Annotated in this window: 16 protein-coding genes; all 16 read left to right on the top strand. The window is 42.5% G+C overall.

What is annotated here, in order from left to right; all coding sequences use genetic code 11:
- Positions 1 to 4: 4 nt before the first annotated feature.
- The 16 genes from lpdA to aroH all read left to right on the top strand — a co-directional run bounded on the left by lpdA (position 5) and on the right by aroH (position 13,168).
- Positions 5 to 1,384, top strand: coding sequence for a dihydrolipoyl dehydrogenase (gene lpdA, locus QZ995_RS02595; RefSeq protein ID WP_301802634.1), 1,380 nt, complete (start codon positions 5 to 7; stop codon positions 1,382 to 1,384).
- 206 nt (positions 1,385 to 1,590) lie between these two features.
- Positions 1,591 to 2,559 (top strand): sugar-binding transcriptional regulator, encoded by a 969-nt coding sequence (locus QZ995_RS02600; RefSeq protein WP_301802636.1) that lies wholly within the window; start codon positions 1,591 to 1,593, stop codon positions 2,557 to 2,559.
- 13 nt (positions 2,560 to 2,572) lie between these two features.
- Positions 2,573 to 2,923, top strand: a complete 351-nt coding sequence (locus QZ995_RS02605) for a hypothetical protein (protein ID WP_301802638.1) — start codon at positions 2,573 to 2,575, stop codon at positions 2,921 to 2,923.
- A 111-nt stretch (positions 2,924 to 3,034) separates the two neighbouring features.
- Positions 3,035 to 3,538, top strand: a complete 504-nt coding sequence (locus QZ995_RS02610) for a hypothetical protein (protein ID WP_301802640.1) — start codon at positions 3,035 to 3,037, stop codon at positions 3,536 to 3,538.
- 153 nt (positions 3,539 to 3,691) lie between these two features.
- On the top strand, positions 3,692 to 4,522 hold the full coding sequence (locus tag QZ995_RS02615; RefSeq protein WP_301802643.1) for a heptaprenyl diphosphate synthase component 1: 831 nt from the start codon (positions 3,692 to 3,694) through the stop codon (positions 4,520 to 4,522).
- A gap of 3 nt (positions 4,523 to 4,525) precedes the next feature.
- Positions 4,526 to 5,245: a demethylmenaquinone methyltransferase gene (locus QZ995_RS02620; RefSeq protein ID WP_301802646.1), complete on the top strand. Its 720-nt coding sequence runs from the start codon at positions 4,526 to 4,528 to the stop codon at positions 5,243 to 5,245.
- A gap of 34 nt (positions 5,246 to 5,279) precedes the next feature.
- Positions 5,280 to 6,149 (top strand): UbiA-like polyprenyltransferase, encoded by an 870-nt coding sequence (locus QZ995_RS02625; RefSeq protein ID WP_301802648.1) that lies wholly within the window; start codon positions 5,280 to 5,282, stop codon positions 6,147 to 6,149.
- The gene (locus QZ995_RS02630) at positions 6,146 to 6,757 is read left to right on the top strand and encodes a UbiX family flavin prenyltransferase (protein WP_301802649.1); all 612 of its coding nucleotides are present in this window, start codon (positions 6,146 to 6,148) and stop codon (positions 6,755 to 6,757) included. Before QZ995_RS02625 ends, QZ995_RS02630 begins: the two co-directional genes overlap by 4 nt.
- Positions 6,750 to 7,610, top strand: coding sequence for a menaquinone biosynthesis protein (locus QZ995_RS02635; RefSeq protein WP_301802650.1), 861 nt, complete (start codon positions 6,750 to 6,752; stop codon positions 7,608 to 7,610). Before QZ995_RS02630 ends, QZ995_RS02635 begins: the two co-directional genes overlap by 8 nt.
- 9 nt (positions 7,611 to 7,619) lie before the next feature.
- Positions 7,620 to 8,585 carry a polyprenyl synthetase family protein gene (locus tag QZ995_RS02640; RefSeq protein WP_301802652.1) on the top strand — a complete coding sequence of 322 codons (966 nt, stop codon included), beginning with the start codon at positions 7,620 to 7,622 and terminating at the stop codon, positions 8,583 to 8,585.
- 224 nt (positions 8,586 to 8,809) lie between these two features.
- A complete protein-coding gene (ndk, locus tag QZ995_RS02645; RefSeq protein WP_031414523.1) occupies positions 8,810 to 9,253 on the top strand; it encodes a nucleoside-diphosphate kinase in 444 nt (147 codons plus the stop codon).
- A 116-nt stretch (positions 9,254 to 9,369) separates the two neighbouring features.
- Positions 9,370 to 10,149 carry a CheR family methyltransferase gene (locus QZ995_RS02650; RefSeq protein WP_301802661.1) on the top strand — a complete coding sequence of 260 codons (780 nt, stop codon included), beginning with the start codon at positions 9,370 to 9,372 and terminating at the stop codon, positions 10,147 to 10,149.
- An 89-nt stretch (positions 10,150 to 10,238) separates the two neighbouring features.
- Positions 10,239 to 10,406, top strand: coding sequence for a hypothetical protein (locus QZ995_RS02655; RefSeq protein WP_003338558.1), 168 nt, complete (start codon positions 10,239 to 10,241; stop codon positions 10,404 to 10,406).
- Between the two features lie 121 nt (positions 10,407 to 10,527).
- Entirely contained in the window at positions 10,528 to 11,691 is a 1,164-nt protein-coding gene (aroC, locus tag QZ995_RS02660; RefSeq protein ID WP_301802666.1) for a chorismate synthase, read from the top strand.
- Positions 11,691 to 12,800 carry a 3-dehydroquinate synthase gene (gene aroB, locus QZ995_RS02665; RefSeq protein ID WP_301802669.1) on the top strand — a complete coding sequence of 370 codons (1,110 nt, stop codon included), beginning with the start codon at positions 11,691 to 11,693 and terminating at the stop codon, positions 12,798 to 12,800. The genes aroC and aroB overlap by 1 nt, the downstream gene beginning before the upstream one ends.
- A complete protein-coding gene (gene aroH, locus QZ995_RS02670) occupies positions 12,797 to 13,168 on the top strand; it encodes a chorismate mutase (protein WP_301802673.1) in 372 nt (123 codons plus the stop codon). The genes aroB and aroH overlap by 4 nt, the downstream gene beginning before the upstream one ends.
- The last annotated feature ends 104 nt before the right edge of the window (positions 13,169 to 13,272 follow it).

The raw sequence follows: 13,272 nt of genomic DNA on the forward strand, positions 1-13,272 counted from the left end.
CAACATGAAAACCTACGATATTGTGGTCATTGGAGGAGGGCCGGGCGGATACGTAGCAGCCATTCGCGCTTCAAAAGAAGGAAAGAAAGTGGCGCTTATAGAGCAGGACCATTTAGGAGGAACCTGCTTGAATCGGGGATGTATTCCATCTAAAGCATTATTAAAGCATGCTGAAATGATTCATGCCATCAGAGATGCGTCCAAATACGGGATTGAGGTAGGAGAAATAAGGCTCTCCTTGCCAAAAATGATGCTGAGAAAAAATCGGGTTATCAACCAGCTCCGTGGAGGAATTGCCCATCTATTACGAACGGGAAAAATTGATTTATATCATGGTAAGGGTGAGATTCAATCAGACCAGATCGTGGAAATTACAGGTGATAAACCAGAGAGAATTAAGGCCGGGTCAATCATTATAGCGACAGGCTCCTCTCCAGCCGTACCTCCGATTGAAGGATTGGAACAGGTAGCATATCACACAAGCGATACCATTTTTGATTTAGAGGAAATTCCTGCGTCCCTTGCAATTATTGGAGGTGGTGTTATTGGTGTAGAGTGTGCCAGCATTTTTGAAAGTTTGGGAACAAAGGTAACAATCATTGAAAAGGCAGATCGCATTCTGGCTACTGAAGATGAAATGGCTTCACAGTTATTAACAAAACATGCAAGCAAAATGGGAATTGCGATTCGAACCAAGGCGAAAATAGCTGCGGTTAAAGCACTCGGCTCGCAAAAACACCTTATGATTTACAATGAAGCTGGAACAAAACAGAATGTTGTAGCGGAAGAAATACTAGTCGCAATTGGACGTCGCCCGAATCTGTCGGCATCTGCTAACCTATCACTTGATATGGATGGTCCATTTATTAAAGTAAATGCACGTATGGAGACAAGTGTGCCAAATCTATATGCAATAGGTGACGTGGTTGGGAATTGGCAATTGGCTCATGTAGCAAGTGCAGAAGGAATTGTAGCTGCTCTGAATGCGTCAGGGCAAGCTAAAGATATGAAATACCATATCGTACCAAGATGCATCTACACCTATCCTGAGATTGCAAGTGTAGGGCTAAGCGAGCGTGAGGCAAAAGAAAAGGGTTTTCAGGTAAAAACCTCAATGCATCAGCTCGCAGTAAACGGTAAGGCCTTAGCAAGCGGACAAACAGAAGGCTTTGTAAAGCTGATTGCAGATGAGACCTACGGGGAAATAGTAGGGGCTGTGATGGTCGGGCCACATGTAACCGAGATGATTTCACAAATCTCTGCTTATATGCAACTGGAAGGAACCGTTGAAGAAATGGCAAATCTGATTTTTCCACATCCAGCTGTATCAGAAGGATTACATGAAGCGGCAAGCGATTGGCTAGGAAAAGGTATCCATTCGTAAAAGCTTTGATATCTGTAGAGCAGCTTACATGGGACACAGCATAAAAGAAGAACTGGGGACGCCCATCCTCAGTTCTTTTTTGCTCCTCTTATCTTGATGATTTATGGATTTTTTACGGTGGTACAGGAATTTGTAATCTTTTTAGCGCTACTATGAGTTTATGTTTATAATAGATGAAGGATGATAGATGTAAAAGAGGTGAGACGATGGATTGGGCTGAAAAAAGGGAACTCGTGCGCGTCGCTAAACTTTATTATTTTCAAGGACTAACCCAAGCAGAAATCTCTAAAAAGATCGGGGTTTCCCGCCCTGTAGTATCCAAACTCCTACAAAAAGCAAAAGATGCTGGAATTGTAGAGATCATTATCAAAGATGAAACTGTAAACGTAGTGGAGATTGAACAAAAGCTAGAAGAAATGTTTTCTTTAGACGAAGCTATTGTTGTGCCAGTGAACGGAATAGAGAATCAGGAATTAATCAAGCAACTAGTAGCTAAGGAAGCAGCCATGCATCTATCTAAATTGGCTAAAAATGTAAAAAGCATCGGCTTATCATGGGGGACTACCCTATATCATATGGTAAATGAATACCCGTACGAACGAAATCCAGAAATGATGGTGTACCCTCTAGTCGGAGGGACAGGACGAAAGCACGTAGAAATCCATTCTAACCAATTAGCCTATGAACTCTCAAAACGAATGGGAGCAAACTGTGAATTTTTATATGCGCCGGCATTGGTAGAAACAGTAGACCTCAAGGAACAGATTCTGCAATCAGAATCCATCCGAGTTTTACTAGATCAAATTCGCAAGGTGGAAATTGCCCTGTTAGGAATCGGTATTCTGGAAGAATCAACATTGTTTAACATGGGATATTTAAAAGAAGAGGAAATGAAAGAGCTAAAGCAAAATCAAGCAGTAGGGGATATAGGCTCCCGCTTTATCGACAAGGATGGCAAACAGATTCATATACCATTGAACAATCGTGTTATTGGGCTTGACCTGCTAGATTTGTTTCAAATTCCCACTGTAATTGCAGTGGCGACTGGGTTAGCAAAGGTTACAGCAATCAGGGCTGCTTTACATGGTGGTTATTTCCATAAATTGTTTGTAGATGAGCGCACAGCTCGAGAATTAATTGCTAAATACGATGATAAAGGCAACAGTGAGGAGTAAGGAGGGAACGGATTTGGAAGAGACAGTGATTGAAACAGAACTCTACTGCATAACTTGTCTTGGTCAAGCACCGCATACTGTCACATATGTACATGATATTTTATATATGGTTAAATGTGAGCAGTGCGGAAAAGAGAGCGTTATGGAACCAGATTTGTTGAAAGAAATTTATTCGCAGTATGTTGACCGAATTATTTCGAAGCCGCAACGGATCACTCAGGAATTCAAAGAAGATTTAAGTCATTTTATCTCAACCATGCCGTACCGTGTTATCAGCAAGCCTTTTCGTACGTATAAGGAGCTAAAGGGTATTTTCCGCTATAGAAAAAAAGGGTACAGTGATTCATCAAAGATAGATAAATAAATAAGAGAAATCGTTCCAACTCCTTAGAAGGCATTACCAGCATTTTTCTTTCTGGCAGGCATAGCCTGCTTTTTTCTTATGTAGAATGGAAAAGAAGGAGGAATGTGTAACATGCCACGGCGATTTTTATTTGCAATGATGATTTCAGTAGGTTTATCTTTGATGCTGTCAGTGTTGCCGGTTTTTACGAAAAAGGAACCTGCCGCTGATGTACCGACCTTTCGAGAAATTCCTAGACTCACAGTAAATTCACACAATCTTGTGGATTTATTTACTTTACTGGAAACTCATTATAAGATAAGTCATGTAGAGTGGAATCAGCCTTCCATCATGCTTACGCTGTCCTTACCTCAGGACCACAAGAAAGTAAATGACCTCATGTATCATGATGCCTATTCAATTGTTTATGTACTGATGAATAAGACGACGAATGTTAAGCATGTCACCCTCCAATTCACTCGATCCAATGAACAAAAAACACACAGCTCAGCTACGCTTCTGATCCAAGCAGATCGAGCGCAAATCGGACAAGAAGATAAATGGAAAAGCCCAGCTGAACTAAGCGATGCAGAGCAGTATGTAAAGCGGCATTTTTTTGTTAAAGAAGCAACCTGATTACAGCAGAAAATTATTCCTTCCTTTAAAAGTGTGATATACTGTATGGCGATGGATTACTGCGTACCATTTTTTTGTGTTCAAAAACATTACATTCTTTGTAAAAAATGGGGACAGTGATGGAGCTTCAACGCTTTAAATGGAGGAGGCATAATGGGCACAGATCGAAATGCATATTCACAGGAATTAAAAGCTATCATCGAAGAAATTCAAGGTCGAATACAACAAACATATATTCAACAATATGTGGATGTCCCAGCTATGGGTGAAAATCGACTAGCTCTCTTATTCTTCTTTTTACATGAGAACGGCTTTACAAAAGAACGAGCTCATCTACTCTCGGTAGCAACTGGTTTAGTACAATTGGGCATTGATACCCATGAAACCGTACGGAATCATTATGAAAAAACGTTGGTTTCCGAACGTAATAGACAGTTAACCGTTTTAGCGGGGGATTACTACAGCAGTCTTTACTACAATATGCTCGCCGACGCTAATGAGATTGAAGCAATTCAAGTTTTGGCTGTAGGTAACCAACTTGCTCACGAAACGAAAATGAAGCTATATATTGCTCAGAAAGAAAATAAATTGACACAGGAGACGTATCTTAGCTTGCGCAAAAAGATTGATACGGCTCTTTATGTAGCTTTTGTAGACAAATATGCAAAAAGTGACTCAGTGCGCGAATTTTGGACCAGCTTGTTTGAACAGACCTCAGCCTTTGAACAACTGATCGGGGAATGGGAGCAGTTACAATGGCAAGAGCAAGCTCCAAACGGTTTGACACAATTTTTGCTGCAGAAACCAGGCTCAACAATCGCCAATGCAGTCGAAATGATTGAAGGGAAAGTCATGGAATTATTGCATATCTGTGAGCAATTGATCGTTACCTTAAAATCGGGCGAAACACAAAGCGAATTAGCGTGGATGACTTCACGCTATACAAATCGCGTACAACGGTTAAAGCGGGCAGAGGAGATGTAGGCTTTGAACACAAATGGACAACCATCGAAAGCGGAATATGTTCATTCCGTTTTTGAGAGCATCGCGAATGAATATGACCGCATGAATAATGTCATCAGTTTTGGCAGCCATTCATCATGGCGCAAGTATACGATGAACCAAATGCAGGTGAAGCCAGGAGATGCTTGTCTGGATGTTGCCTGCGGGACTTGCGATTGGACCATTAGCTTGGCCAAAACAGTAGGTCCTAATGGGAAAGTAGTTGGGCTTGATTTTAGCCAAAATATGTTGAATGTAGGAGCGTACAAGGTCGAAAAGGAAGGGCTAAGTCAAGTGCAATTAGTAAATGCTGATGCCATGAAAATGCCCTTTGAAGACAATACGTTTGATTTTGTTACGATCGGATTTGCCCTACGCAACGTGCCTGATGTACAAACAGTGCTTAACGAAATGACACGCGTGGTAAAGCCCGGGGGCAAGGTTGTGTCTTTGGAGGTATCGAAGCCACCATTTATCCCATATCGTAAGTTATTTTATCTTTATTTCTATAAAGTGCTGCCAATTGTTGCTAAAATGGTAGTCAATAAGTATGAAGAATACGCTTGGTTACCTCAGTCTCTTACGAATTTCCCCGACAGCAAAGAGCTGGCTGAGATGTTTAGAAAAGCGGGGCTTGATCATGTACAGGTAAAATTGTTTATGGGCGGTGTCTCCGCCCTGCATATCGGTACAAAAAATCCATAGCCTATCCGCAAATAGAATGGAAGTGCAAGTCAAAATGGTCTTTAATAAAGTGAAAATCATTCTCGAAATGATTAAATTTGAACACAGTATTTTTGCATTGCCATTTGCTTTTATTGGGGCAGTACTAGGCAATATAATTATAGAAGGTACATGGCCTACCTGGGGAGAAATCTTCTGGGTTACGGTAGCGATGGTAGCGGCAAGAAGCGCAGCGATGTCACTGAATCGTTTGATAGACCGTGTCATTGATGCAAAAAACCCGCGAACAGCGAAGCGTGCCATTCCGGCAGGATTGCTGTCTGTTGCTGAAGTGCTTGTTTTTATTATTGTTTCATTCCTGGTCTTATTCGTTGCTGCATGGCAACTAAACCCATTAGCAGTTAAGCTTTTACCACTTGCAGTCTTTGTGTTAGTCTTATATTCCTATTGCAAACGATTTACGTGGCTCTGCCATTTTATCTTAGGTGTAGCGCTTGGCTTTGGGCCATTGGGCGGTTGGATTGCAACCACAGGTCAAGTAAATGGAACTGCAATGCTACTGTTCTTTACAGTCATGATCTGGACAGCCGGTTTCGATATTATCTATGCTTGTCAGGATACAGAGTTCGATGTTAAGGAAGGGCTTTACTCTGTCCCTAGTCGGTTTGGAATTAAGAATGCACTGATAATTGCTCGCTTCTGTCATTTGTTAACCATTCTAGGTCTTCTCTTGATGTATATGACGACTAATCTATCCGTATGGTTTCTTGTCGGGATTATTGCTGGGGCAGCGATTTTATTCTATGAGCACAGTCAAGTTAAACATAACGACCTGTCTAAAATTGAAATTGCTTTCTTTGCAATGAATGGCATTTTTAGCGTAGTGATATGCTGCTTTACTGTTCTGGACTTGGTGATTCTATGAAAAAAATGAAGCTGGGTGTAGGCATAACAGGAGCAAGTGGCGCCAAATATGGAATTCGACTAGTTGAAGAATTGCTAAGAGCTGGACATACGGTTCACTTGATGATAACAGAAGCTGGTTGGCAGGTTTTTCATGATGAATTGGATTTTGCACCTGCTGCGGATGAACGTGAGACGTTTTTACAGGGGTATTTTGAAAAATATTCCGCAGGCGAGCTTCATTATTGGACATTGCGAGATTTTAATTGTCCAATGGCGAGTGGCTCGTATAAGAGTGATGGGATGATTATTATCCCATGCTCGATGGGAACACTTTCGGGTATTGCTCACGGTGCTTCCGGCAATTTATTAGAACGCTGTGCTGATGTAATGATTAAAGAGGGACGCAAGCTCGTGCTGGTCCCGCGTGAAACACCCTTTAACGCGCTACATTTAGAAAATATGCTGAAACTAAGCCGTATCGGAGTTAAGATTCTCCCTGCGATGCCTGGTTTCTATCAACGCCCGCAAACACTTGATGACCTAGTGAATTTCGTGGTTGGCAAAGCGCTTGACCAACTTGATGTGGAAAATCATTTGTTTACGAGATGGGGAGAGGGCCATGAGTAAAAGACAACTACAGGTCGGACAGATCTTATATACAAACACGCTTCCTGTCTATTTTTATGTAAATTTAGACCGCTTTTTGGGGAAAGCTGATTTTATCCAGCAATATCCCGCACAATTAAATAAAGCAATGGCAGAGGGGATCATTGACATAGGTCCTATATCCTCCTTCAGCTACGCGGAGCATGAAGATCAATATGTGTTAATGCCAGATGTATGTGTTGGTGCTAAAGGTCCTGTAGGTTCTATTTTCTTATTTAGCAAATATCCAATTGATCAACTGGATCAAGCTCGTATTGCATTAACGAATACCTCTGCTACCTCCGTTAATTTGTTGCGGGTCATCTTGGAAAAATTTAAGGGCATGAGCCCTGAATACGCCACAATGCGTCCTGATATCAAGGCGATGATGGAGGAACACGATGCTTCCCTGCTAATTGGAGATGAAGCAATTCTAGCCCGTCAGCAGGATCTGGGATATTATGTGTACGATTTAGGACAGCTTTGGTATGAGCATACAGGATACCCAATGACGTTTGCTGTATGGGCCATTCGAAGAGAAGCTGTTGAAACACATGGTAAATTGTTGCATCAACTTCATGAAGAATTTGTTCGTAGCAAAAACAAGAGTCATGCCGATTGTAGTGAAATCGTTCAGTATGCTCACCAGCATTTTGGTGGCGACGCATCTTTCTGGGAAGGGTATTTTACTGGACTCATTCATGATTTTACGCAGGAACAAATTATGGGATTGGAACATTACTATGCTTGCACGGCTGATCTTGGTCTATTGCCCAAGCCGGTGAAGGTAGCATTTTGGGCAACGGACAACATTACTACTATGTCAACGAGTTAGGTGGATGAAATGAATCTGGTCGATATCTATATGCAAGTAAAAAGTGATGTTTCATATATCGAACGAGAACTGGAACGAGCCATTAATCCAGAGTCTCGTGAACTCTACCAATCTTCTACCCATCTTCTAAAGGCAGGCGGAAAGCGAATCCGCCCTGTCTTTGTGTTGCTAGCGGGTAAATTTGGAGATTATAATGTGCAAAATTTATCTCAAGTAGCTGTACCGCTTGAGCTTATTCATATGGCTACACTTGTCCATGATGATGTGGTGGATGATGCAAACAAGCGCCGAGGCAGAGACACCGTACGTACGAAATGGGACAACCGAGTGGCGATGTATTCCGGGAACTACATACTAGCAAGAGCTTTAGCTATCGTAACGCAATTGCCTAATCCAGCGATCCATCAAATTCTCTCCAAAGCCATTGTGGAGATGTGCAAAGGAGAGATTGAGCAAGTTCGTGATTTGGGAAATTGGAATCAGGGTCTGCGCAATTATCTGCGACGGATTAAACGCAAAACAGCGCTTTTAATTGCGATTAGCTGTCAACTCGGCGCAGTTGCGACTAATGCGTCGGCAGATGTTGTGCGCCGTATGTATCATTTTGGATATAATGTTGGAATGGCTTTTCAGATTACAGATGATATCCTAGATTTTACGGGAACAGAAAAACAGCTAGGTAAGCCGGCGGGAAGTGACTTGCGCCAAGGAAACGTCACTTTGCCTGCTCTTTATAGCGCTTATCAGGGGAGTACGAAGGATATCTTTCAAGAGTGGATTCGTAAGGGTGAAATCAACTCTCGTATTGAACAGGCAATTCCTCTTATCCATCAGGGAGAAGGGATTGCTTATTCACAAGCGTTGGCTGAACGCTATATCAAAAGAGCCAAAATAGCATTAGCAGATCTGCCTGCATCTTCGACCAAAAAATCATTAATACAGATTGCTGATTATATTGGTGGGCGTAAATTTTAATCCAGAGTCGATGAAGAAGCCTCTTTCTTGTGGGAAAGGGGCTTTATGTATAAGGGAGGATTGCATGATTAACAAATGCATGCCTCTTTTTATATGAAAATAACAACTTTTCCATATCGATCAAATTTATTGAAGTTTCTGCAATTGAGCGGTTGCTTGTACGACCTACTTCTGATAAAATTTTCGTTGGTACAAATATACATAGAGGTATGGAGGGCATTCGAATGGAAAAAACTTTTATCATGGTAAAGCCAGACGGCGTGCAACGTAATCTTGTAGGAGAGATCGTTGCCCGTTTTGAGAAAAAAGGCTTTACTTTGGTTGGCGCTAAACTAATGAATGTGAGCCGTGAAAAAGCGGAAGAGCATTATGCTGAACATAAAGAGCGTCCTTTCTTTGGTGAATTGGTGGACTTCATCACTTCTGGTCCCGTATTTGCAATGGTATGGGAAGGCGACAAGGTGATTAGCACTGCCCGTAACATGATGGGAAAAACGAACCCAGCAGATGCAGCACCTGGTACAATCCGTGGTGACTATGCAGTATCTGTAGGCATGAATATCATTCACGGTTCTGATTCTGCTGAAAGTGCAGAGCGTGAAATTGGTCTTTGGTTCTCAAAGGATGAAATCGTTTCCGTAGAAAAAACGATCGCTCGTTGGATCTAATATGACAAATTTCGTAAGAAGGGCCTTCTTTTGAAGGTCTTTTTTTCGTATCGTAGCAGGATTTGACGAATAGTGTAACGAATCGCTTGGAGTAAGGCAAAAGGGGGATACACACAGTGGAGGATAAAGACTTCTTGCAATTTATTGCACTGATTAAAAAGAAAACAGGGATTGATCTAGCGTTATATAAAGAAGCGCAAATGAAACGCAGATTAACCTCATTACGAATCAAGCGAGGGTATAACAGCTTTGTTTCGTATTTCGAGGCCCTGAATAAAGATCAGGATTTATTTTACGAATTTTTGGATCGGATGACAATAAATGTTTCAGAGTTTTTCCGAAATCCAGGCAGATGGGAGACGCTTGAAAATAAAATTTTGCCAAGATTATATGCAGAATCCCGTCGTTTGAAGCTGTGGAGCGCAGCGTGTTCAACCGGGGAAGAACCGTATACACTGTCACTCGTGTTAAAAAGAAAGCAATTGCTAGCGTCCTCAAGCATCCTTGCTAGCGATATTGACGAGGGAGCGCTTGCGAAAGCGAAGCAGGGTATATATTTGGAGCGGTCCTTACAGGATTGCCCTAAAGATTTATTACAGAAATATTTTCATAAGGACCAGCTCACTTATCGTTTGGATCAAGAAATTAAAAATGCCGTCAACTTTAAAAAGCATAATCTGCTTGCTGAGTCTTTTGATACAGGCTTTGATCTAATTATTTGCCGAAATGTCTTGATTTATTTTACAGAAGAAGCGAAGCATGAGCTATATCAAAAGTTTAGTCGTGCTCTGCGGCCCGGCGGCGTATTGTTTGTGGGAAGCACAGAGCAAATTTTCCAACCGCAACAATATCAGTTTGAAGTAGAAGATACGTTTTTTTACAAAAAAGCACTGTAAAATCGTAACGAAAGATGCATACCAATGATTTATTTATTGAACAATAGCTACTAGGAAGACAAACATTTCCAGATGGAGGCAACGTGTCAATGGATAAATCAAAGGTGATTGAAGCGTATCGACTTGGACTCATCAATTTGCAAGAGTGCGGACAAATTCTAGGAGCGGAAACTCGCCAACTGGAAAACCTAGTAATGCAGAAGCGACTCTACTATCGTGAGCAGGCTGATCGACTGATAACAATCGATCATCTATAGAGATGGCAGAATGCTTCTCCTTATTGTGAGAAGCATTTTGTCTATTTTTGTTTTCATCTTAGGCTATGTATGATATTATATCGCTTAAAAGTGTTAAAGGATTTGACTGGAGGAGAGAAGAGTGAGATATATAACCGCAGGAGAGTCACACGGACCACAATTAACAGCTATTATTGAAGGAATTCCCAGCAATCTCCCCTTTTCATTTGACGAAATAAACAAACAATTACACCGTCGCCAAAAGGGACATGGCCGAGGTCGCCGGATGCAGATTGAGAAAGATACTGTTCAGGTCGTATCTGGTGTTCGTCATGGTTATACAACGGGGGCTCCTGTTACGTTGATTGTTGAGAATAATGACTGGACCCACTGGCAAAAAATTATGAGTGCTGCACCTGTTCCAGAAGAGGATGAAGCACGTCGTCGTGTATCGCGTCCGCGTCCTGGTCATGCTGACTTGAATGGGGCTATTAAATATCACCAAAGGGATATGCGAAATATCCTGGAGCGCTCTAGTGCGAGGGAAACGACAATGCGGGTAGCCGTAGGTGCTGTGGCACGTCAATTGTTATCCCAATTCGGTATTCGGGTAGCTGGGCATGTTAAGCAGATTGGACAGGTAGTGGCCCAAGAACGTGAATTGCCCCTAGACGAGCTAATGCAAATAACAGAGGATTCGCCTGTACGCTGCATTGACCCTGCTGCAGAGAAAAAAATGATGGAGCTTATAGATCGTGCTAAAGAAGAAGGCGATTCTTTAGGCGGAATTGTAGAAGTAATTGTGGAAGGTGTACCGATTGGTTTAGGCAGTCACGTGCAATGGGATCGCAAGCTGGATGCAAGATTGGCGCAAGCTATTATGAGCATTCAGGCCTTTAAAGGAGTAGAGATCGGAATCGGTTTTGAAGCAGCAGGCTTGCCAGGCTCTCAGGTACACGATGAAATTGAATGGACAGAAGGAAAAGGCTACAGTCGCAAAACGAATCGGGCAGGCGGCTTGGAGGGCAGTATGACCACTGGAATGCCCATAGTTGTGCGGGGAGTAATGAAGCCTATCCCTACTTTATATAAACCGTTAATGAGTGTAGATATAGATACGAAGGAGCCGTTTGCGGCAACTATTGAACGTTCCGATAGCTGTGCGGTACCGGCAGCAAGTGTAGTCGCTGAAGCAGTCGTTGCTTGGGAAATAGCTCGTGCCATGTGTGAGAAGTTCCCGTCTGATGCTTTAGACGATATGGTGGCAAACGTAGAAGAATATCGAGCTTATACGGAGAGATTCTAATGGAAAAACGTACGTTGCTAGTTGACTTGAATGAAAGAGCTTATCCTATTCATATTGGGGCAGGTTTGTTGAGCCAAACACCTGCCCTGTTGCGGGAGGCAAACATCAAAGTCTCTCAAAAATTATTCCTCATTACAGACGTTCATGTGGCGCAGCATTATTTGAAGCCGTTGCAGCTTGACCTAGAACAAGCGGGTTACCAGGTTTTTTCCCACATTGTTGTAGCTGGTGAAAAAGCGAAGCAGTTTGCTGTTTATGAAGAGGTGATGACAGCCGCTATTGAGGCAGGACTTGATCGTAAATCTGTCGTGCTAGCGTTAGGCGGTGGAGTAGTAGGTGACCTGGCAGGCTTTGTAGCGGCTACATATATGCGTGGAATTGGTTTTGTGCAAATTCCCACAAGCTTATTGGCTCATGATAGCTCGGTAGGTGGCAAGGTAGCGATTAATCATCGTTTGGGTAAAAATTTAATCGGGGCCTTTCACCAACCCTTGATGGTTATTTATGATGTGGATACTCTGCAAACACTGCCTCGTAGAGAAATCTCCGCCGGCTTTGCGGAAGTGATCAAGCATGGACTGATTTCAGATGAGGGCTTTGTCGGATGGCTGGAGGAGCATGCGAGTGGCCTAATGGAATTGGATGCAAAACTGGTTAGTGAAGCCATCTATCGCGGCTGTGCTGTGAAAGCGGCGGTAGTAGCCAAAGACGAGACTGAGCAAGATATTCGTATGACGTTAAATTTAGGCCATACCTTTGGTCATGCCTTTGAGGCGTTAACTGGCTATGGTCAGCTTAATCATGGTGAAGCAATCTCGATTGGGATGGTTTTAGCCGCCCGTTATGCGGAATCCATTGGAATGTCTCCAGAAGGTGTAGCAAAGCGTACAAAAAAATTGCTTGCAGCCTTTGGACTCCCGACTCAATGGCCAAAAGAATTACATCCAGAAGATGTTCTAAGGGCAATGCATTTGGATAAAAAGGGCGTAGCAGGTACACTTACACTTGTTTTGCCAACATCTATGGAGCATGTAGAGATCGTGCCTAGAGTAAAAGAGGAAGATGTACTACGGTTTATGAGCGAAGAGTGGGAGGAATCACAAAAATGAGTAAGGTACGAGGGGTCCGGGGCGCAACAACGGTCACCCGAAATGATAAAACTGAAATCTTAGAGGCAACGGCAGAGCTTTTACGTGAAATGATTCATCAAAATGAAATTGAGACTGACGATATAGCAAGTGCTATCATAACGATGACAGAGGAGCTGGATGCTGTATTTCCAGCTCAAGCTGCCCGCGAGTTTTTAAAATGGGAGCATGTTCCTCTGATGTGTGGAAAAGAAATTCCTGTGGCTGGGAGTTTAAAAAATTGTATCCGTGTTATGCTTCACATCAATACTGACAAGTCTCCGCAAGAAATTACCCATATTTTTCTGGGGGAGGCAATTCGTTTACGCCCAGATTTAGTAAAAGAATAGTTGACAGTAGGGGCGAGGTTTTGTAAAGTAAGAGCAAGTTTTACTAGTTCAGAGCATGAAGGCAGTTAAGAGCAAGTTAGTAAGTTAGTCGAGAGCCGAGTAGA

Source organism: Brevibacillus laterosporus, from assembly GCF_030489605.1.
Classification (GTDB): Bacteria; Bacillota; Bacilli; order Brevibacillales; family Brevibacillaceae; genus Brevibacillus_B; species Brevibacillus_B laterosporus_E.

Bases quoted from the DNA above. Each gene is read 5' to 3' on its own strand.
- ndk (WP_031414523.1), top strand. From the start codon at position 8,810: ATGGAAAAAACTTTTATCATGGTAAAGCCAGACGGCGTGCAACGTAAT.
- QZ995_RS02655 (WP_003338558.1), top strand. From the start codon at position 10,239: ATGGATAAATCAAAGGTGATTGAAGCGTATCGACTTGGACTCATCAAT.
- QZ995_RS02610 (WP_301802640.1), top strand. From the start codon at position 3,035: ATGCCACGGCGATTTTTATTTGCAATGATGATTTCAGTAGGTTTATCT.
- QZ995_RS02635 (WP_301802650.1), top strand. From the start codon at position 6,750: ATGAGTAAAAGACAACTACAGGTCGGACAGATCTTATATACAAACACG.
- QZ995_RS02615 (WP_301802643.1), top strand. From the start codon at position 3,692: ATGGGCACAGATCGAAATGCATATTCACAGGAATTAAAAGCTATCATC.
- QZ995_RS02640 (WP_301802652.1), top strand. From the start codon at position 7,620: ATGAATCTGGTCGATATCTATATGCAAGTAAAAAGTGATGTTTCATAT.
- QZ995_RS02625 (WP_301802648.1), top strand. From the start codon at position 5,280: ATGGTCTTTAATAAAGTGAAAATCATTCTCGAAATGATTAAATTTGAA.
- QZ995_RS02630 (WP_301802649.1), top strand. From the start codon at position 6,146: ATGAAAAAAATGAAGCTGGGTGTAGGCATAACAGGAGCAAGTGGCGCC.
- aroB (WP_301802669.1), top strand. From the start codon at position 11,691: ATGGAAAAACGTACGTTGCTAGTTGACTTGAATGAAAGAGCTTATCCT.
- QZ995_RS02600 (WP_301802636.1), top strand. From the start codon at position 1,591: ATGGATTGGGCTGAAAAAAGGGAACTCGTGCGCGTCGCTAAACTTTAT.
- lpdA (WP_301802634.1), top strand. From the start codon at position 5: ATGAAAACCTACGATATTGTGGTCATTGGAGGAGGGCCGGGCGGATAC.
- aroH (WP_301802673.1), top strand. From the start codon at position 12,797: ATGAGTAAGGTACGAGGGGTCCGGGGCGCAACAACGGTCACCCGAAAT.